The 19,707-nt window shown below is 36.8% G+C and carries 18 protein-coding genes; 11 read left to right on the top strand and 7 right to left on the bottom strand.

Going from position 1 to position 19,707, the window contains the following annotated elements; genetic code table 11:
• The coding region (locus ACIP9G_RS05875; protein WP_401018122.1) for an FAD-dependent oxidoreductase at positions 1–555 on the top strand (555 nt) is incomplete at its 5' end.
• Between the two features lie 176 nt (positions 556–731).
• Positions 732–1,145 (top strand): YugN family protein, encoded by a 414-nt coding sequence (locus ACIP9G_RS05870; protein WP_340823280.1) that lies wholly within the window; start codon positions 732–734, stop codon positions 1,143–1,145.
• Between the two features lie 124 nt (positions 1,146–1,269).
• Here ACIP9G_RS05870 and ACIP9G_RS05865 read toward each other — a convergent pair whose 3' ends face one another.
• The gene (locus ACIP9G_RS05865) at positions 1,270–1,683 is read right to left on the bottom strand and encodes an NUDIX hydrolase (RefSeq protein WP_340823282.1); all 414 of its coding nucleotides are present in this window, start codon (positions 1,681–1,683) and stop codon (positions 1,270–1,272) included.
• Between the two features lie 143 nt (positions 1,684–1,826).
• Here ACIP9G_RS05865 and ACIP9G_RS05860 point away from each other — a divergent pair, with 143 nt between their 5' ends.
• A complete protein-coding gene (locus tag ACIP9G_RS05860; protein ID WP_401018118.1) occupies positions 1,827–2,906 on the top strand; it encodes a PQQ-dependent sugar dehydrogenase in 1,080 nt (359 codons plus the stop codon).
• A 52-nt stretch (positions 2,907–2,958) separates the two neighbouring features.
• Positions 2,959–3,381, top strand: coding sequence for a universal stress protein (locus ACIP9G_RS05855; protein ID WP_340823285.1), 423 nt, complete (start codon positions 2,959–2,961; stop codon positions 3,379–3,381).
• A 153-nt stretch (positions 3,382–3,534) separates the two neighbouring features.
• Here the strand turns inward: ACIP9G_RS05855 and qoxD are convergent, their stop codons facing one another.
• From qoxD to ACIP9G_RS05825, 6 genes are all read right to left on the bottom strand, one after another.
• Positions 3,535–3,816 (bottom strand): cytochrome aa3 quinol oxidase subunit IV, encoded by a 282-nt coding sequence (gene qoxD, locus ACIP9G_RS05850; RefSeq protein ID WP_340823286.1) that lies wholly within the window; start codon positions 3,814–3,816, stop codon positions 3,535–3,537.
• On the bottom strand, positions 3,816–4,415 hold the full coding sequence (gene qoxC, locus ACIP9G_RS05845; protein WP_340823288.1) for a cytochrome aa3 quinol oxidase subunit III: 600 nt from the start codon (positions 4,413–4,415) through the stop codon (positions 3,816–3,818). Before qoxC ends, qoxD begins: the two co-directional genes overlap by 1 nt.
• A gap of 1 nt (position 4,416) precedes the next feature.
• Positions 4,417–6,360 (bottom strand): cytochrome aa3 quinol oxidase subunit I, encoded by a 1,944-nt coding sequence (gene qoxB / locus ACIP9G_RS05840; protein WP_340823289.1) that lies wholly within the window; start codon positions 6,358–6,360, stop codon positions 4,417–4,419.
• A 27-nt stretch (positions 6,361–6,387) separates the two neighbouring features.
• A complete protein-coding gene (gene qoxA, locus ACIP9G_RS05835; RefSeq protein WP_401018112.1) occupies positions 6,388–7,329 on the bottom strand; it encodes a cytochrome aa3 quinol oxidase subunit II in 942 nt (313 codons plus the stop codon).
• A 770-nt stretch (positions 7,330–8,099) separates the two neighbouring features.
• Positions 8,100–8,942, bottom strand: a complete 843-nt coding sequence (locus tag ACIP9G_RS05830; RefSeq protein ID WP_401018110.1) for a DUF2785 domain-containing protein — start codon at positions 8,940–8,942, stop codon at positions 8,100–8,102.
• A 270-nt stretch (positions 8,943–9,212) separates the two neighbouring features.
• Positions 9,213–9,677 carry a hypothetical protein gene (locus ACIP9G_RS05825; protein ID WP_340823294.1) on the bottom strand — a complete coding sequence of 155 codons (465 nt, stop codon included), beginning with the start codon at positions 9,675–9,677 and terminating at the stop codon, positions 9,213–9,215.
• 196 nt (positions 9,678–9,873) lie between these two features.
• On the opposite strand from ACIP9G_RS05825, the gene ACIP9G_RS05820 reads away from it, so the two are divergent.
• The 7 genes from ACIP9G_RS05820 to ACIP9G_RS05790 all read left to right on the top strand — a co-directional run bounded on the left by ACIP9G_RS05820 (position 9,874) and on the right by ACIP9G_RS05790 (position 19,662).
• A complete protein-coding gene (locus ACIP9G_RS05820; RefSeq protein WP_401018107.1) occupies positions 9,874–10,863 on the top strand; it encodes a DUF3196 family protein in 990 nt (329 codons plus the stop codon).
• Positions 10,864–11,151: 288 nt separating this feature from the next.
• Positions 11,152–12,441 (top strand): trigger factor, encoded by a 1,290-nt coding sequence (gene tig / locus ACIP9G_RS05815; protein ID WP_401018104.1) that lies wholly within the window; start codon positions 11,152–11,154, stop codon positions 12,439–12,441.
• A gap of 609 nt (positions 12,442–13,050) precedes the next feature.
• The gene (gene clpX, locus ACIP9G_RS05810) at positions 13,051–14,322 is read left to right on the top strand and encodes an ATP-dependent protease ATP-binding subunit ClpX (protein WP_172772230.1); all 1,272 of its coding nucleotides are present in this window, start codon (positions 13,051–13,053) and stop codon (positions 14,320–14,322) included.
• Positions 14,323–14,552: 230 nt separating this feature from the next.
• Positions 14,553–16,877 (top strand): endopeptidase La, encoded by a 2,325-nt coding sequence (lon, locus tag ACIP9G_RS05805; RefSeq protein ID WP_340823297.1) that lies wholly within the window; start codon positions 14,553–14,555, stop codon positions 16,875–16,877.
• A gap of 4 nt (positions 16,878–16,881) precedes the next feature.
• A complete protein-coding gene (yihA, locus tag ACIP9G_RS05800; protein ID WP_340823298.1) occupies positions 16,882–17,463 on the top strand; it encodes a ribosome biogenesis GTP-binding protein YihA/YsxC in 582 nt (193 codons plus the stop codon).
• A 207-nt stretch (positions 17,464–17,670) separates the two neighbouring features.
• A complete protein-coding gene (locus tag ACIP9G_RS05795) occupies positions 17,671–17,844 on the top strand; it encodes a YjfB family protein (RefSeq protein ID WP_340823299.1) in 174 nt (57 codons plus the stop codon).
• Between the two features lie 165 nt (positions 17,845–18,009).
• Positions 18,010–19,662 (top strand): hypothetical protein, encoded by a 1,653-nt coding sequence (locus ACIP9G_RS05790; protein WP_401018099.1) that lies wholly within the window; start codon positions 18,010–18,012, stop codon positions 19,660–19,662.
• Positions 19,663–19,707 lie beyond the last annotated feature (45 nt).

The raw sequence follows: 19,707 nt of genomic DNA, 5'->3' as shown, positions 1-19,707 counted from the left end.
ATTGAATTCGGCGAACGTGGTCTAATTAATGTTGACAAACAATGCCGTACAAACATTCCAAACATCTATGCAATTGGTGACATCGTAGCGGGTCCGCAGCTTGCACACAAAGCTTCTTATGAAGGTAAAGTTGCTGCTGAAGCAATCGCTGGCGAGAAATCAATCGTAGATTATTTAGCTGTTCCTGCTGTATGCTTCACTGATCCAGAAATGGCGACAGTGGGCTATAACGAAGACCAAGCTAAAGCTGAAGGTATTGAATATACTGCAGCAAAATTCCCATTCGCAATAAACGGTCGTGCACTTGCATTGAACCAAACGGAAGGCTTCGTGAAGCTTGTTACGCGTAAAGAAGATGGCATATTAATCGGCGCTCAAATCGTAGGTGCTGGTGCATCTAATATGATCGCTGAACTGACGCTTGCAATTGAAACGGGGATGACAGCAGAAGATGTTGCATGCACGATACACGCTCACCCAACATTAAGTGAACTGACAATGGAGGCAGCCGAAGTAATAATAGGGAGACCAATTCATATGATAAAAGCCCGATAGATTGATATAGAGCTAAAAAGGAAAGCCTGTTTTGAGAACTTTGTTCAAAACAGGTTTTATCATATGAGCGGAATTAAATGAACAAGCGAAAAAGTAATTCAAATCATGTCGTATTAGTTGTTTGTATTTTGTCACTTTAGGATAGACTGAAATCAAAAGTAAAGGAGGGCATGCAATTGTTACAAATTGAATCTAATATCGTCGGAAAAGAAATTAGTTTTGGCTATTTACGTGATCAAATCGAGAGGCATGGTTTTACAATTGGAGGCAATTGGGAGTATCACAAAGGTAGCTTTGATACGATTTTATCGAGCGATGGTGGCGAAACAATCTATTTACGCGTACCGTTTATCGTGACACAGGGTGAACTAGATTTTTATGATGCACAAATCCGTTTTCAAAACCCCTTTGTTATAAAACATGTCACAAATGTAGGATTAGATTATGATGAAGGATCATTGCTTGATGCTACGGGTGCTAGTCAATTCCAAACACCGCTTGATAAAGATGGGCATATACATGATAAAAGTAAATGGATACAAGTTGGTGAAAAGGTAGTAGCTGATAAAGTGCTTCCTTATTTTCACTAGCCTTTACACCAATAATATTACGTTAGTCACACTTTTAATAAGTAGTGGCTTTTATTATGCTTAAAACTTTAACAATATTAAATAATACGCTAGCAGTCTACAGTGATGCGTAAGAAAATTCTTGCTATAGCGTACCTTCGTTGTGATAAAGCGCATGATTTTTAAAGAGATTATCAATTCCACCTATATAATACGGCATTCTAGTGCTAGCTATATCAATAGTTGCCCATTCAATGTGAGAAATTTCATCAGGTAACGTTATTTCTTCTACACCTTCTACTATTTGCCCTTCAAAAGTGAAAAATAATGCATGATGATTCCTAACAGTAAATTTTGCTTCATTAACTGCGAGTAATTTTCCTATTTCAACAATATAGCCTGTTTCTTCTTTGACTTCACGGATTGTCGCTTCAAATAGTGTTTCATCTGCCTCGACTTTCCCGCCTGGAAGCGACCAATGACCTTCGTGATTATGAACCATCAGTATTTGATTTTTGAGGTTTTTAATTAAAGCATAGACGACTTTTACTTCCTCCATGTCTCTCTCCTTTTAATATCATTTTTTAGTTAAATATGTACATAATAGTTTAATGGTATTTAAATGGAAAGTAAATATATCATTTTCTATTAACATAGGAAGTTGGTATGTTGAAGAAAACTTCAAGAAAAGAGGGAAAGCGATTGAAGAAAAAAATTAACTTTTTGTTTTTAATAATGATTTTGCTGACTGGGTGTTCCGCAAATACACAACAACAGCCTACGAAGCATAGGGAGGAGAATGTTACAGATAATCTAGAACAAAGCAATATGAACTTAGAAATAGTAGCGGATAATTTAGATATCCCATGGGCTATCGAAAAATATAAAAATATGTTTTACGTTACGGAGAGAACAGGACATATTGTAAAAATTAACGAGGGAGAAGTGGAGAGACAACAAGTTAATTTGAAAAAAGAACTAGCGACAGCTGCTGAAGCAGGATTACTAGGGTTTGTACTTGCACCAGATTTTTCTGATTCAAAACTTGCGTATGCTTATTATACGTATGTGGACGGAGACAAACAGTTTAATCGCATTGTGACACTTCGACAAGAGGGGGATGTTTGGTATGAAGAACATTTGCTTCTTGATCATATAATAAGTGGTACTTTCCATCATGGGGGAAGGCTTAAAATTGGGCCGGACGGCAAGCTTTATGCAACTGTGGGCGATGCGTTGCAATCGTCTGTAGCGCAAGATCTGACCGCATTAGAAGGAAAAATTTTACGCATTAATTTAGATGGAACTGTTCCCTCTGATAATCCATTTCCAAATTCATTTGTTTATAGTTATGGACACCGTAATCCACAAGGGTTGACGTGGTCGTTAGATGGCACATTATTTGCAAGTGAGCATGGCAACAGCGCCAATGATGAAATAAACAAAATTGAAGCAGGACAAAACTATGGTTGGCCAATAATAGAAGGGAGTGACACACGACAACGGATGAAATCACCGTTGTTTACATCAGGAAGTAATACAACTTGGGCTCCGTCTGGCATCGATTATAATAATAATAAATTGTATGTAGCTGCATTAAGAGGAGCAGCTGTTTTGGAATTTAATCTTGAAACAAACGCCCAACGGGAAATAATAGCGGGATTAGGAAGAATTCGAGATATACTAGTGGACGAACAGTATCTTTATTTTGTTAGCAATAATACAGATGGACGTGGGACTCCACTAAATAATGACGATAAACTATATCGAATACCATTATGATATAATGATTTTGAAAACTTTGAATTGGTTGGAAAAGTTGAGGAGGGTAATGATGGTTACGAATTATAAGACAATCGCTGTAGCAATAGATTTTTCAGAGCAGTCGTTGAAAGCCTATGAGCGAGCATTAAAGTTGGCAATAGAGTATGGGGCAACATTACAATTAGTGAATGTCATTGACACGAAGTCGTTCGGGGCTGTTACGGCATATGACTTGAAGTATGCTGAGAAATTGAAAGAAGAGAATTTTATTAAAATAGAGAAGTTAAGAAAAGAAGCTCAAACAGCAGGTGTAACAGAAGTATTAGCTAATGTAGAAACTGGTTCGCCGAAAAGTATACTTACACAACTTCCAGCTGTAGACTTACTGGTATGTGGTGCAACGGGGTTAAATCAATTAGAAAAGATAGTACTCGGCTCAGTAGCGGAGCGTATCGTCCGATTAGCATCATGTGATGTATTGATTGTACGCTAATTAGATAAAATAATTACATATCACTAGAAGGCTAGTGATATATAATTTTTCACAAGAGGAAAAGCCAATCTTCGAGATTTCGATGGTTGGCTTTTTTGCTAGATATAAATAAAAAAGACCGAGAAAATGAAATCATTTTCTCGGCTCTTTTTATTAGTAACCCCAGATCATTGCGAATAATGTACCAAGGATTGTCACAACAGCTACGAACACTGAATATAAAATTGTTGTATATAATGTTTTTTTATCTTCAGATTCACCAATGTGCATGAATAATACTAATTGAACAGTTGCTTGTGCAAGTGCAGTCACTAATAGGATAGCAAATGCTATATTGTAAGACATATCAAATTTCACAACTGCTAAAGCGATAATAGTTAGTAATAGTGAGAAGCCGAAGCCCATCACATGTTGTTTTGGGAATAGTTCCTTCATCAGCTAATCAGTCCTTTCAAGTAGACGAAGCTGAAGATGAAAATCCAAACAACGTCTAGGAAGTGCCAGTACAGTGAGAAGATAAACGCTTTGTTAGCCGTTTGTGGGTTTAAGCCACGTCTTGCTACTTGGATTAAAATTGCAACGCCCCAGAAGAAACCAAATGTTACGTGGGCACCGTGCGTACCAAGTAAAGTCATTAATGCAGATAAAAATGCACTTGTTGTAATTGTTGCACCTTCATGAACATAAGTGACGAACTCATCGATCTCAATACCTAAGAAGCCAAGACCTAAAATAAGTGTAATGATGAAGAATGTCATCATTGCTTTTTTGTTTCCAAGACGCATAGCGTGTACGCCAAGACCGATTGTAAAACTACTTGCTAGTAGTAAAAATGTTTCTAATAATACTGGTGTTAACTCGAAAATCTCAGCACCATCTGGGCCGCTACCTGTACGAGTGTGGAGCGTAAAATAGACAGCAAAGAGTGTAGCGAATAACATGATTTCGGCTCCAAGGAAGATCCAGAAACCAAAAATCTTTAAGCGGTTTTCCTCTGTACTATATTCTAATGGAAGTGAAGAATCGATTTTCATATTATTTATCACCTCTCAAACTTTTTTCAGTTTCCGTAATTTCTTCAACTGAAATGTAACGACCATGATCATTTTCAAATGAACGAAGAGCCATAAAGCCAAATACAACAAGCATGCTGATGATGGCTGGAATCCATAGACTAAATACAGCAAAGAACGCTGCTAGGAATAAGAATCCACTTGTCCAGAAAGGAGTACCTGTGTTGTTAGGCATATGGATTTTTTCAATTTTACCTGCAGTAATATCGCGACCTTCTTTTTTCGCGAACCAGAACTCATCTAAACGTGACACGTTTGGTACTATTGCAAAGTTGTATTCAGGAACTGGAGAATGAGTAGCCCATTCTAATGAACGACCATCCCAAACATCTGCTTTCTCGTTACGAGGCATATGTTTCCAGCTGTAGTAAATGTTATAACAGATTAACGCAAAGCCTACTGCAAGTCCAAGTGCACCGATGAACGATAGCATGTTTAATGGACCATAACCAGTTGAAGCTGAATAAGTGTACATACGACGTGCATAACCATCTAAACCTAAGATGAATAGAGGGAAGAACGTTACGTTGAAGCTGATAGCGATGAACCAGAAACCAGCTTTCCCTAATTTCTCATTTAAACGGAAACCGAACATTTTTGGCCACCAGAAATGGTAACCTGCAAGTACACCAAATACTGTACCTGGAATTAATACATAGTGGAAGTGGGCAACTAAGAACATCGTATTATGATATTGATAGTCGGCACTTGCCATTGCTAGCATTACACCTGTAACCCCACCAATTGTGAAGATCGGAATAAAGCCAAGCGCATAAAGCATTGGGGTAGTGAATTGAATCTTACCGTGCCTCATTGTGAGCAACCAGTTGAACATTTTAACCCCGGTTGGAACAGCAATCGCCATTGTTGTAATAGAGAATACACTGTTTACCATAACGCCGTGACCCATTGTATAGAAATGGTGGGCCCATACTAAGAATGATAGTAATGAAATGACAACCATACTCATTACCATTGATTTGTAACCGTATAAGTTTTTACGTGCAAATGTTGCAATAACCTCTGAGAAAATACCGAATGCTGGTAGGATAACGATGTAAACTTCAGGATGTCCCCAAACCCAGAATAGGTTGGCCCAAAGCATATCCATACCGCCGTCTGTCATTGCAAAGAATTTTGTACCGAATTGACGGTCTAACATCATTAATGCAAGTGCTACAGTTAACACTGGGAACGCAAATACGATAATAACGTTTGTAATTAAAATTGACCAAGAGAACATTGGCATTTTCATTAATGTCATACCAGGAGCACGCATTTTAAAGATCGTTGTGATAAAGTTCACACCCGTCAATAGCGTACCAATCCCAGATAATTGTAGTGCTAATGAATAGTAGTTGTTCCCTACAGTTGGACTAAAATCAGTACTTGCTAATGGGAAGTAAGCTGTCCAACCTGCATCTGGTGAACCACCAATAATGAATGATAGGTTCAGCAAGCCACAACCTGCTGCGAATGCCCAGAAGCTGACTGCATTAAGACGTGGGAATGCAACGTCACGTGCACCGATTTGTAATGGGATAACAATGTTCATTAAACCGATTACAAATGGCATCGCCATAAATAAAATCATGATTAAACCATGTGTAGTGAAAATCTCGTTATAGTGTTGTGCATCAAGTAGTCCGTTATCAGGAACGGCTGTTTGTGCACGCATTAAAAGTGCGTCGATACCACCGCGGAATAGCATTAAAAGTGCTACGGCGATATACATAATACCGATCTTTTTATGATCGACTGTTGATAGCCAGTTTTTATAGAAGTAGCCCCATTTTTTAAAATAAGTAAGGCCTGCTACGACAACAACTGCACCAACTACGATACTGATAGCTGCCGCTAAAATCATCGGTTCTTGCAGTGGATGGAATAATTCTTCCATACTCATAGGATGCGCTCCTTTCAAATTTGAAAATTAGTGTGAATGTGTTGATTCGGCATCAGTGTTTGAATGATCCATATCTTCATGATTCATGTCTTCGTCAGACATGTCCATGTCACTATGGTCCATACCCCCCATATCCATATCACCATGTGCCATTGGTGCTGGGCTGAAATCTAAGTGAGTAGATGAGTAGCTTGAACGACCTACGTGTTCAGCTGCTAATAATTCCTTGAATTTCTCTTCAGTTAATGGTTTTTCGTTCGCTTTTACATCAGAAACCCATTGATCGAAGTCTGCTTGTGTCATAGTTTGTGCTTCAAATTCCATTTCCGCAAATCCACGACCGTTAAAGTTAGAGTTACGACCCATGAAAGAGCCAATTTCATCAGCTGCAAGGTGAATAGTTGTTAACATGTCACTCATCGCATATTTTTGACCAGCTAACTGTGGAATCCAGAAACTTGTGATTGGTCCGAATGAATACAATTTAAACTCAATTGGACGATCAGTTGGAATGTTTACATAGTTCACAGTCTCAATACCCTCTTCTGGATAGCTGAAATGCCATTTCCAGTTTGAAGATGCTGCATAAATAACAAGTGGTTCTTTATTGTCATAACCTTCTGGTGTTGTTTCTACCGTACTAGTTGTTTTAACAGTAACAATTGCTAGGAATGCTACGATAATAATAGGAATAACTGTCCACGTAATTTCAAGTACGTGACTACCTTCTTCATGAGGTGGCTCATAATCGGCAGATGCTTTTGATGCGCGGTATTTTGTTAACATAAACGCAAATAGCACATACACGACTAGTAAAATAACTGCCATTGTAATAATGGATAAAATAATTGTGTTTGATAATGTTTGAGCATTCGGTCCTTTTGGATTGAAAACTGTTAATGGTTCACAACCAGACAGGATTGCGATAGCGCCAAATGCTAAAAACATTAAGCTTAATTTTTTATTCATGTTTGACTCCTTTCTATAAAACGGCTATTCATAAATTTCATGTGTAGTAGTATTAATTCACATTTATAAATAGTGGGTATTGAGGTCACCTCTTTTATCTGATGTACCAATCAAGTACAGTTGCATTTACAATGACAATGGCATGGTTCAATATGAAACATAATGTCTTGTAATTGATTGGTCTGATGCAAGCGTTCACATACATGATGATTTATGCACCATAAATTGGACAAAATTTTAATGTCGATGGTCACATCACGTCTTTGTTTGCATATAGGATTATACGCCCGCTTCACTAAAAAAAAAAATAATTAATTATAAATATGATAATGAAAGGGGGGTGAATATGAACATTTTTTGAACAAAAAAAGCTATTTTGCTATTGGTATTTTTAGGTTTTGTTAATTAAACACTGTATAAACGTTGAAAATACTGAGTTTGTCGTATTTAACTAAGTAAATAAATTATTTGTGAAAAATCCTATTTCACATTTTAGACGACGATTTGTAATAAAGTCCTTGTCGTGCCTCTGTTTTTAATTCTTTTTAGTTGCGTTTTTTTTAAAAAAGGAGTATACAAAAAGACTGTTTTTCAACGATTAAAGGATAAAATTTCTATGTAAGGAATGATTAGAGAGAGGATATTGGAACAATGATAAAATTATGTTAACATAATTAAGCGCTTTCAATATTTAACAGAAATTAGTATATCAATATGGGTGGTTCCGAAAAAAAAGAACATCCAATGTGATTTGGATGCTCTAGCATTAGTTAAGAACCGAGCTTCAGCCACTTTGCTACTTGGATATACAGTGTGTTTTGAAGTTTAGGTGCTTGATTATTCATTTTTAATGCGAAATACAATGTCTTCATCGCGTTTAATGTGCAAGTACGTCCGCTAAAAAAACTCTCATTATAACCTTGCGTTACTAAATGCATTTCGAATTTATCAAAAGCTTGCTCTACCCATTCCGATAAGGCTTCTTCAGAATAGCCCCTTGCTAATAATGCCTCAATGATATTTACAAAGCGTTCTTCCTCATCGTTTACATAGACAACATCTTTCCAAGTTGCCAATTTCAGTGCGTGTAGGATGGATGGTGCATATTGCAAGTCAAACTTAGGGTGTTTAATTGTCATGGCGGATAAATCGGCCCCATGTGCAATGCTGTGTGCCCAACCTTTGCCTTCGACATGTCCTCTTGTATCCTTTTCAAGTAACAAATAACGACCGATTTTTTTAAAGAAAGATTGTAAGCTTGTTTCATTTAAAATAAGGAGCTCACTATCTTTTGCAAGAATGCTAGCGACAAGTAACGCTGAAAAGGAGCGTGTGAATACACTATCATCCATTTGTTCTCCGATGTTTGCATATAAGTAATCGTCACCTATTGCCGTATCGAACAAATTTTGGAGTTGCTGTGAATTTAGTAAGTTATCACTGAGCAGGTCGATAAAAGTTCGATAGATAAGGTGATCGCGTAGCTTTTCATCAGTTGAGCCGATGTGCGTTAACATTTCCTCCAATAGCCAGTCGCCTTCTTTTTCAAAAAACGCTTGTCTTGCTGTAAGTGTCATTGAAGAAAATGTTTGTAATGCTTCTTTTATATCCATGATAATTGCCTCCAATAATAAATCTATTTTTTTATTATACCTTCTTTACTAAAAAAATTTGTTAGATGTGAATTTTTTAATGGTTACTTTCGCAATTGGAATACCGGAATCTATCGAAAGCTGATATGATTAGAGCGCAACGAATTGAAGGATTGGTGTTTAATTATGACAAAAAGACATACTTGGCAAGTATGTCTCAGACATAAGAATAGTTTATGGGCTAGTCGGTTTCAAAAGAATGATCTACATAAAAGGTTTTTGTTTAGCTTCCTATAATATAACAGCAGACTTTATGCCGAGTGGCCATTCGATAAATGTGTTTTGATTTGTTTTTAATTCAACAAGGATATTTGCATTTTTGATGGCATCTAAAAGCCACTCACTATAATAGAGCGTTGGGGTGGGATGCTGTAAAATGCGTTCCATATCTTTTGTGTCAATATGCAGAATCTTATAATTGCATTCAATGTGAACACTTTGGGGAATAATATAAAGTGATTCCTGATGATGCCCAATTGAGATGGAACCGGGTATAGTACCTTGAATACTTGAGATATGTGTTGTTGCTTCTTTCGTAAACGTATTAATTTTTGTACGTGTAAAAAATTCGAAGTCAATTGAATAATCTTGTAGCGGACCGTGTGCTGTTGTAATCGATATAACTTTAATTGATAGTGCCTCGAAAGCGGGGGAGATGCGACTATCGAATTCAATGATTGTATCCATTAATGGCATGTATTACACTCCTTGTGAACAACTTGTTTTCGTCTAGCTAACAATGACTATGGTTGAAGCACTTTCTATCAATAAGGTAAATAATGTTAGGTATTATTAATTATAATTCAATTCATTACAAAATATGAATATAAATTCAATTATTTTTGTTAAAAATAAACAATTAGGAACTAGTGAACTAAAAGAGGTGAGAAAAATGACAAAGCAAAAGCCCCATGTTATTAAACATGACAATATTGTTGTTTTTCCTGGTGCAACCCAAACGCTAATTCGTGAGGGCCATATGTATGTGGAAAAATATCAATATGAAGAGGCAGTTGCATGTTTTGAAAAGGCGTTTTTATATGACAAAGGAGATGAAAAAGCGTTAAGTGCCTATGCGTATGCTTTATATGAGCTGAAACTATATGTGCAAGCTAAAGAAGTATGTGAGCAATTGTTAGCTATGGGCACTTCTATGTATGTTGAAGTGATGGAGCTATACATTACGATTTGCATGCAGTTAAAGGAATATCATCAAGTTGAGTCTATAATAACTACGTTAATTGAGGAAAAAGTTCTTCCGGAAGAACAGCTAGAAAAATTTGAACGCTTAAAAAGTATAAATAGTGAAGTCGCTAAAAATCTTCAGCAACGAGAAGATGTACAAGAATTGATAGAAGCGCAAGAATATGAATTAGGGAAATTTACCACACTTACACCGAATGAACAATCGTTGCGATTGCATCGCCTGATGGATACGAATGTAAGGCAGATAAAATTGCTTTTAAAGGCTATTATCGAATGTTCGGAAATCCATCCATTTGTGCAGAGTCTTGCACTTATTTTGCTAGTAGAGCAAGAAGTTTCAATTGAAGTTACTGTTACAAAATTTGAACAAACAAAAACTATTAATCCGATTGATCTTGCGTTACCTAATCAATTACAGCAGTATGGTGAAATAAAAAAAATTATAGAATCTAAATTAGAACAAGACCCATCAACATTGGAAATGGTACAATATTTAATGGCTAAGCATGCAATTGTTACGTATCCGTTTGAATGGCACCCGTTTGCAGCCGATGATATTGCATATAGTTATATTGATTTTGTAAAAGCAATGCTTGGTAAGGTGCAGGAAATGGACTATGAAATCATCGACTTTTTACAAATGTTAGAAAAACTAACAGAACTCCATGAAGTATGAAATAAGTTGAAACTATGCGCATCTATGATATACTAAAATGGTTGTCAAAATCGTAGTTACGAATAAATTGTCTAACATTTAAACTTGATTCAACCGAAGTCCCCTAATTTAACAAGTAGGTGGATGAATGTCAAAGGATTTTACTATTTAGTAGGGAATCAAAACTTTAACTAAATGCTAAGTCTTTGACACAAGTTGCGGATTTACAAAAAATTATCGAGAAATCGAAATCCGAACACAATTACGTCATGCGTAATTGAAACTAGATTATTTTGGAGGTATTTATACATGTCAGCAAAATGGGAAAAACAAGAAGGAAATATCGGTACTCTTACAATCGAAGTACCAGCTACTGAAGTAGATGCAGCGATGGACCAAGCGTTCAACAAAGTTGTGAAACAAATTAACGTACCAGGTTTCCGTAAAGGTAAAATGCCTCGTAAAATGTTTGAACAACGCTTTGGAATTGAATCTTTATATCAAGATGCATTAGAAATCATTGTTCCAGATTCTTATGCAAAAGCAATCGACGAAGCTGGTATTATGCCAGTTGATTACCCAGAAATTTCTGGTACAGAAAACTTCGTTCATGGTCAAGACTTCTCATTCACTGCTCAAGTAACAGTGAAACCAGAACCAAAACTTGGCGACTACAAAGGCTTAGAAGTTACGAAACTTCCAGTTGAAGTAACGGACGAAGAAGTTGAAGCTCAAATTCAAGAACAATTAGCACGTAAAGCTGAACTTGAAATTAAAGAAGATGAAGCTATCGTAGAAGGCGACACAGCGGTAATCGACTTTGAAGGTTTCGTAGGCGAAGAAGCTTTCGAAGGCGGAAAAGGCGAAGACTACCCATTAGAAATCGGTTCAGGTTCATTCATTCCTGGATTTGAAGAGCAATTAGTAGGCGTAAAAGCTGGCGAAGAGAAAGACGTTACTGTAACTTTCCCAGAAGAATACCACGCTGCTGAATTAGCTGGTAAAGAAGCTACTTTCAAAGTAACTGTTAAAGAAGTGAAAACAAAAGTACTTCCTGAGCTAAACGATGAGTTTGCAAAAGAATTAGATCCTGAAATTGAAGGCGTAGAAGCATTACGTGCTAAAATTAAAGAACAAACTGCTACTCAAAAACAAGCAGAATCAGACGCTACACTTCGCGACGAATTAGTAGAAAAAGCTGCTGACAATGCAGAATTCGAAGTACCAGCTGGTATGGTTAACTCTGAAACAGATCGTATGCTACAAGAGTTTGGCCAACGCTTACAAACACAAGGTATGAACTTAGACCTTTACTACCAATTCTCTGGTCAATCAGAAGAAGATTTACGTGGTCAAATGAAAGAAGAAGCTGAAAGCCGTGTACGTGTTTCATTAACTCTTGAAGCAATCGCTGATGCAGAAAAAATTGAAGCTACAGAAGCTGATATTGAAGCTGAATTAGAAAAAATGGCTGCTCAATTCAATATGACAAAAGAACAAATTACTGGCGCTCTAGGCGGTACTGCTGTTCTTGAAAATGATATTAAAATCCAAAAAACAGTTGAATTTTTAGTAGAAAACGCTAAAATTACTGAATAAGATTTTTTACGTAACTAGATAGAAAAATTAAGAAGACAAGGTACGGCGTAAAACCGTGCCTTGTTTTATCACACATAGCTTTTTAGTTTAGGCTAAAGGGGCCCCAACATCTCAAGGTCAAGGACGACAAAAAGTAAGTCTGATTTTTACTAACTGTTATACTTTTGGTGGCCACTTTAGTTAATTTACTTATACATAGTATTGTTGTTTAACTTTTTACACGATGCTAAATTTTAACATCATTGTAGTAGAGCCGAAAAGTAGCAGTAATTATAGCGCCCCCATTATAATGGAAGAAGAGCGCATATAGGTTTTACGAGTGAGGGAACTAAACCTCGAAGGAATGAAGCTAAATAATCAATAAGTGGTCATGGGTTAGTCTGAATGGTCGCATCAACACGAATTATTTGCATGAAAGCGAGCAGACGGCGGTTAATGTTTTAGTGCGGAAGACTGCCAATTCCTAGCTAACTGACCTCGTGCTTGAAGACTTTGAAAATACTTCAAAATCTAGACGCATTTGCGCCATGACGTAAATGTTGCAATCAATTTATTTGATAATGGTTCAATAATCTTGTAAGATTGTAGCTTGAATAGGGGTGAAACATATTGTTCAAATTTAATGATGAAAAAGGCAATTTAAAATGCTCATTCTGTGGTAAGCCACAAGAACAAGTACGTAAATTAGTTGCAGGTCCAGGTGTTTATATTTGTGATGAATGTATCGAACTTTGTTCAGAAATCGTTGTAGAAGAACTAGGTGTTGAGGAAGAAATCGATTTCCAAGATATTCCGAAACCGAAAGAAATCCAATCGATTTTAAATGAGTATGTAATTGGACAAGAGCGTGCTAAAAAAGCCTTAGCGGTTGCGGTTTACAATCACTACAAACGCATCAATACTAATAGTAAAATCGATGATGTGGAATTAGCAAAATCGAACATTGTGTTAATCGGCCCAACTGGTAGCGGTAAAACATTATTAGCTCAAACATTAGCACGTATACTAAACGTTCCTTTCGCAATTGCAGATGCTACTTCTTTAACAGAAGCTGGTTATGTAGGTGAAGACGTTGAAAATATTTTATTAAAATTAATCCAATCAGCAGATTATGATATTGAACGTGCGGAAAAAGGAATCATCTATATTGATGAAATCGATAAAGTTGCACGTAAATCAGAAAATCCGTCGATAACTCGTGATGTTTCTGGTGAAGGGGTCCAACAGGCGTTGCTAAAAATTCTAGAAGGCACTGTTGCAAGTGTACCTCCACAAGGTGGACGTAAGCATCCGCACCAAGAATTTTTACAAATTGATACAACAAATATTTTATTTATCGTAGGCGGAGCATTTGATGGTATTGAATCCATCATTAAACGTCGTCAAGGTGAAAAAGTAATTGGTTTCGGTTCAGATCCTAATAAAGTTGAAGTGGACGAAGGTTCATTAATGGCGAAATTGATTCCTGAAGATTTGTTGAAATTTGGTCTAATTCCAGAATTCATCGGTCGATTACCTGTACTTGCAAGCCTAGAGCAATTAAATGAGGCAGCACTTGTACAAATTTTGACGGAACCAAAAAATGCGCTTGCGAAGCAATATCAAAAAATGCTTGAACTAGATGGTGTTGAGCTTGAGTTTGATGAAGGTGCCCTTTCTGAAATTGCAAAGGAAGCAATTGAACGTAAAACAGGTGCACGTGGTCTTCGTTCAATTATTGAGTCAACAATGCTTGATGTAATGTACGAATTACCTTCACGTGATGACGTGAAAAAATGTATCATTACTGCAAAAACAATTACGGAAAAAGAAAAACCGAAATTGCTTCTTGAAGATGGCACTGAACTCGATGAAGGTAGCGACACAAAAACTTCGGCATAATAAACAGACGTAGCGTCTATTGTTATGAGAAAAAGAGTAACTTAGCTGACTTCGATTGTGCAATGTTCGCACATATCGGGAGTCAGCTTTTTATTCATACATAAAGCTGAAGACTGTAAATAGATGAAATTTTTGGCTCGTTTGAATAGATAGTGTGAATCGGTTTTTTAAACACATACTAGAAGCGCGGGATTGTGAATAAGAAAATTTTGACGGAGGTGAATACCCGCATGGTAACAATTCAAAAAACAACAAATGTACCATTATTGCCTTTACGTGGACTTTTAGTATACCCGTCGATGGTGTTACATATTGATGTGGGTAGAAATCGTTCTGTAGCGGCGCTAGAACAAGCGATGTTAGAGGACCAATTGATTTTATTGGTAACGCAAAAAGAAATGCACGATGAACAGCCAGAAGAGCAGGATTTATATCAAGTAGGTACAATGGCTTATGTGAAGCAAATGCTAAAGTTACCAAATGGTACGCTACGTATTTTAGTGGAAGGTGTAGCACGTGCAACGTGGTCCAACTATCAAGCATTAGAGAAATATACAGTTGTTGATATTGATGTTAAAGAGGAGAAAATCGATAAAGATGTGGAAACACAGGCCTTAATGCGTACATTGTTAACGTATTTTGAAAGATATGCAAAATCCTCCAACAAAATAACAACAGAAACAATTAATACAGTTGCAGACATTGAAGAACCAAGCCGTCTTGCTGATATTATTGCCTCGCATTTACCAATTAAAATTGCGGATAAACAAGAAGTTTTAGAAATGCTAAATGTTAAGAAACGCTTAGATCATTTAATTATTCGCCTGCATGATGAGCAAGAGGTCCTGGATCTTGAAAAGAAAATTAATTCAAAAGTAAAGCAATCAATGGAGCGTACGCAAAAGGAATATTACTTACGCGAACAAATGAAGGCTATCCAAACAGAGCTTGGCGATCGAGAAGGTAAAACTGGTGAAGTAACGGAATTACGAAAGCTCATTGATGAAACAGGTATGCCTGAATCTGCAAAAGAAGCAGCGCTTAAAGAACTGGATCGTTATGAAAAACTACCTAGCGCAAGTGCGGAAAGTGGAGTAATACGAAACTATATTGACTGGTTAGTGTCTTTACCTTGGACAAAGTCAACTGAAGATCGAATGAATATTGATCATGCTGAGGAAATTTTAAACAGAGATCATGCTGGATTAGATAAAGTAAAGGAACGTGTGCTTGAATATTTAGCTGTGCGGCAGTTAAAAAATTCATTACGTGGACCAATTCTATGTTTAGCTGGCCCTCCTGGAGTAGGTAAAACATCGTTAGCACGCTCAATTGCAGAAAGTTTAGATCGAAAATTTATTCGTATTTCTTTAGGCGGGGTGCGAGATGAATCCGAAATTCGAGGACATCGTCGTACGTATGTAGGTGCGATGCCAGGTCGTATTATTCAAGGAATGAAAAAAGCAGGTACGATTAATCCTGTATTTTTACTTGATGAAATCGATAAAATGTCAAATGATTTCCGAGGAGATCCTGCAGCCGCGATGTTAGAAGTGCTGGACCCTGCACAAAACAATACATTTAGCGATCATTATATCGAAGAACCGTATGACTTATCTAACGTATTATTTATTGCTACAGCTAATGATTTAAGTACGATTCCTGGACCTTTATTAGATCGTATGGAAGTCATTTCGATTGCAGGCTATACAGAAATTGAAAAGGCGCAAATTACAAAAAATCATTTGATACCAAAGCAATTAAAAGAACATGGCTTGAAGAAAACGCAAGTAGTAATCAAAGATGAAGCTGTGCTGGATATTATTCGTTATTATACACGTGAAGCAGGTGTCCGAGGACTAGAGCGTCAAATAGCAACACTTTGTCGTAAAATCGCTAAAATTATTGTTTCTGGAGAAAAGAAACGTGTAACAGTAAATTCAAAATCAGTAATCGAATATCTTGGTAAGCACCGTTTCCGCTATGGACAAGCGGAAGAGGAAAACCAAATTGGTGTAGCAACAGGACTAGCGTATACAACTGTTGGTGGTGACACATTACAAATTGAAGTTTCCTTAACTCCTGGAAAGGGCAAAATTCAGTTAACAGGGAAACTCGGAGATGTTATGAAGGAATCCGCACAAACAGCGTTATCGTATGTCCGAACTAAAATAGAGGATCTCAATGTAGACTCAGAATATTTTGAAACACATGATATCCACATCCATGTACCTGAGGGAGCAGTACCAAAAGATGGACCATCTGCAGGTATCACGATGGCGACAGCAATTGTTTCGGCTATTTTACATCGTCCAATTCGTCGTGAAGTAGGAATGACTGGTGAAATTACGTTACGTGGTCGTGTACTACCAATCGGCGGTTTGAAAGAAAAAACATTAAGCGCACACAGAGCAGGTTTAACAACAATCATTTGTCCAAAAGATAATGAACGTGATATTGAAGATATTCCTGAAAGTGTACGCGAACAACTCACATTTAAACTAGTGTCATCTGCTGATGAAGTATTAGCAATTGCACTGGACGGAGGTTTTTAAGGAAATGAAAGTCCATAATGTCGAAATGGTCATAAGTGCAGTAAGACCGGACCAATACCCAGAAGATGGACTGCCAGAGTTTGCATTAGCAGGTCGCTCAAACGTTGGGAAGTCATCATTTATTAACCGTATGATTGGGCGTAAGGCGTTAGCGCGTATTTCTTCTAAACCTGGGAAGACACAAACGCTAAATTTTTACAAAATTGAAGAACAGCTGTTTTTCGTCGATGTTCCGGGATATGGTTATGCCAAAGTCTCAAAAACAGAGCGTGAAGCATGGGGGAAAATGATTGAACGTTACATCACTGGCCGTGAAGAATTAAAAGCGGTAGTTCAAATTGTTGATTTACGTCATCCTCCAACTGCTGATGATCGAATGATGTATGACTTTTTAAAACATTACAATATCCCTTGTATTGTCATTGCAACGAAGGCAGATAAAATTCCAAAAGGTAAATGGGATAAGCACAAAAAAGTTGTCAAGGAAACACTAGATATGGATAAAAATGATCCGCTTATTGTGTTCTCTTCTGAAAAGGGTATCGGTTTTGAAGAAGCTTGGCGCACAATTGAAAATAAAATGTAATCAAAAAACATCTATTGCGTTAGGAGCACAGTAGATGTTTTTTTATTGCCTAATATTTGAATGACACACAATATTTTTTTGCTCTCTTTGTATGAAAAGAAGTGAATAAGCTGTTCTGCTGTTAGTGTGAAAGTTATGGATAAATATGAGGAAATTACTTGATGAACGGCAAGTTTAGCCGATAAATTAAATAGGAGGTGGACTAAAATGGATATCGCAGCTTTATCAATCGCAATGCATCAATCTAATCTAATGCAAAATGTATCATTAGCTGTTACAAAGCAAGCAATGGAAATGCAACAGCAAAATAGTGAACAGCTAGTTGAGATGCTAGATGCTCCACATCCAACGGCTGGACATACAATTGACATCCAAGTATGATGATGGCAAGGTAGCTTGAAGTTGGAAGCTACCTCTATCTTTATGTCTAATGGTAGATTCAAAAAATATTAAAACAAGTTAAAATGTAACTTTTTGAATAAGAAAAACTACCAATAATACGATATACTATTTATAAATAACAATTTTTTAAGGAGGCGGGAATTGTTGAAGAAGATTCCATACATATTGATTGTCCTGTTATTAATGGCACTTAGTTTGCCATCACTACCGACTGTCCATGCCGCACAGTTAGTAACAGGAACCTTCGTTGATGTAACCTATTCAGAATATACGAATTCAAACGGGGAAGTAGAAAGGCAGCTTAGTAAAATTACATTAGAAAATGCTAGTGGCCGTCAAGTAACATACAATATTAATAATAATGCCCGCCTGTACATTAATAACACTGAAACTACAATTGAGGGCTTTAAGATGGGCATGAAAGTAGAGGCAGAAATCAACCTTCGTAGTGTGGTTGAGCTCCGCGGTACTTCCAATACTACTGAGGAATCAACGACAGTTGCTCAAAATCCTAGAATAGTTGCTGGCGTAATCACAAGCATCGACCCAAAAGGTTTGTTCATAATGGTGAAGCCGGATATTGGAAAAGAAACTACATATTATTTGAATAAAGATACTGCTTTTCAAAAGGGTTCTTCATCGGTAGATATTAGTGGGATGTATGTAGGTGATCGTGTAAAACTTAATTTAAAAAATAAAAGTACATCGATTGTCACAAAAGTAGATATTAGTGAGACTGGAACATTGGTTGAAAATTTATACAAAGGTGAAATTCAAGCAGTTAATATCAATGCGAACAAATTAACAGTAAAAAATCAAAATGCCTTTGTGAACTGGCAATTTGGTTCAGCGTCAACAACTGCTCTTTCAACGATGAATTTTTCAACAAAGGTACCAATTTACGTTGGAAATACGAAAATTGAAAAAGGTCAATTGAAAAATTATATTGGCAGTGAAGCATATTACGCAACGGTGAAGCAATTTGGTAAAGAAGTTATTGAAAAGATTGTCGTGTTGAAAAACAATGAACGTACGTACTACGAGCCGATGATTGCTGTCGATACAGATTATCAATTGTTAAAACTTAAAACTGCTGGCACGCTGTACTTCCATGATGGGTCAATTTTAATTCGAAATGGTCGTTTTATTCAACCAACAGGATTATTGGCATATGGAACAGCATTTGTCATTACAGACGGTGCTGCTCGCGATCATTATGCGCAAGTAGTAGATGTTACAAGTGATAGCTTTATGTCACCAAATTTAGCTTCGCATGAATTATATTATGGCCGTTTAGCACAAGCAGATGGCTACTTAATTGAAATTGATGATGCAATGAAGATTGAATCAAATGTTTTCAAAAAAACAGCTAGTACCGTACTATCTGTTAGTAATACAACAAAAGCAATGGTAGACGATGGTAATAAAACGTACAGCGTAATGCCAGATATTGAACTGTATTTATCAGAAGGCGATTATGGTTACTTCTATGTAAACAATGGGCATGTTCAGGCTCTTCACATGTTAGATAATGCTAAACCTGTTGCCCCACTAATGCTAGTCGGTAAACTACAGTCAGTAAAATCGACATATCCAGCTACTATTAATGTGAAAAGTGTGAGTCAATGGCAAAATGGCCGTTGGTATGAAGCTGGCCAAATGGTTGATATGAATATTGATCAAGCTACGCTGATTAAAGCAGGGAAAGTCATTCAACCATCTGATTTGAATCCTTCTGATCGTTTAGTCGTATTATCTGACCGATTTGTAAAAGCACATTTCATTTTAGTTGATTAACAAGATAGAAGCTATCTCTACAATACGAGATAGCTTCATCTGTGC

This window comes from Lysinibacillus sp. NPDC093197 (assembly GCF_044754025.1).
Lineage (GTDB): Bacteria > Bacillota > Bacilli > Bacillales_A > Planococcaceae > Lysinibacillus.
The sequence above is the reverse complement of the archived record's forward strand: the minus strand, read 5'-3'. Positions and strand labels throughout refer to the sequence as shown.

Excerpts from the sequence above, each read along its gene's own strand:
- ACIP9G_RS05820 (WP_401018107.1), top strand. The coding sequence starts at position 9,874 with ATGACAAAGCAAAAGCCCCATGTTATTAAACATGACAATATTGTTGTT.
- ACIP9G_RS05855 (WP_340823285.1), top strand. The coding sequence starts at position 2,959 with ATGGTTACGAATTATAAGACAATCGCTGTAGCAATAGATTTTTCAGAG.
- ACIP9G_RS05825 (WP_340823294.1), bottom strand. The coding sequence starts at position 9,677 with ATGCCATTAATGGATACAATCATTGAATTCGATAGTCGCATCTCCCCC.
- lon (WP_340823297.1), top strand. The coding sequence starts at position 14,553 with ATGGTAACAATTCAAAAAACAACAAATGTACCATTATTGCCTTTACGT.
- ACIP9G_RS05830 (WP_401018110.1), bottom strand. The coding sequence starts at position 8,942 with ATGGATATAAAAGAAGCATTACAAACATTTTCTTCAATGACACTTACA.
- ACIP9G_RS05795 (WP_340823299.1), top strand. The coding sequence starts at position 17,671 with ATGGATATCGCAGCTTTATCAATCGCAATGCATCAATCTAATCTAATG.
- qoxB (WP_340823289.1), bottom strand. The coding sequence starts at position 6,360 with ATGAGTATGGAAGAATTATTCCATCCACTGCAAGAACCGATGATTTTA.
- qoxA (WP_401018112.1), bottom strand. The coding sequence starts at position 7,329 with ATGAATAAAAAATTAAGCTTAATGTTTTTAGCATTTGGCGCTATCGCA.
- qoxC (WP_340823288.1), bottom strand. The coding sequence starts at position 4,415 with ATGAAAATCGATTCTTCACTTCCATTAGAATATAGTACAGAGGAAAAC.
- tig (WP_401018104.1), top strand. The coding sequence starts at position 11,152 with ATGTCAGCAAAATGGGAAAAACAAGAAGGAAATATCGGTACTCTTACA.
- ACIP9G_RS05865 (WP_340823282.1), bottom strand. The coding sequence starts at position 1,683 with ATGGAGGAAGTAAAAGTCGTCTATGCTTTAATTAAAAACCTCAAAAAT.
- qoxD (WP_340823286.1), bottom strand. The coding sequence starts at position 3,816 with ATGAAGGAACTATTCCCAAAACAACATGTGATGGGCTTCGGCTTCTCA.
- yihA (WP_340823298.1), top strand. The coding sequence starts at position 16,882 with ATGAAAGTCCATAATGTCGAAATGGTCATAAGTGCAGTAAGACCGGAC.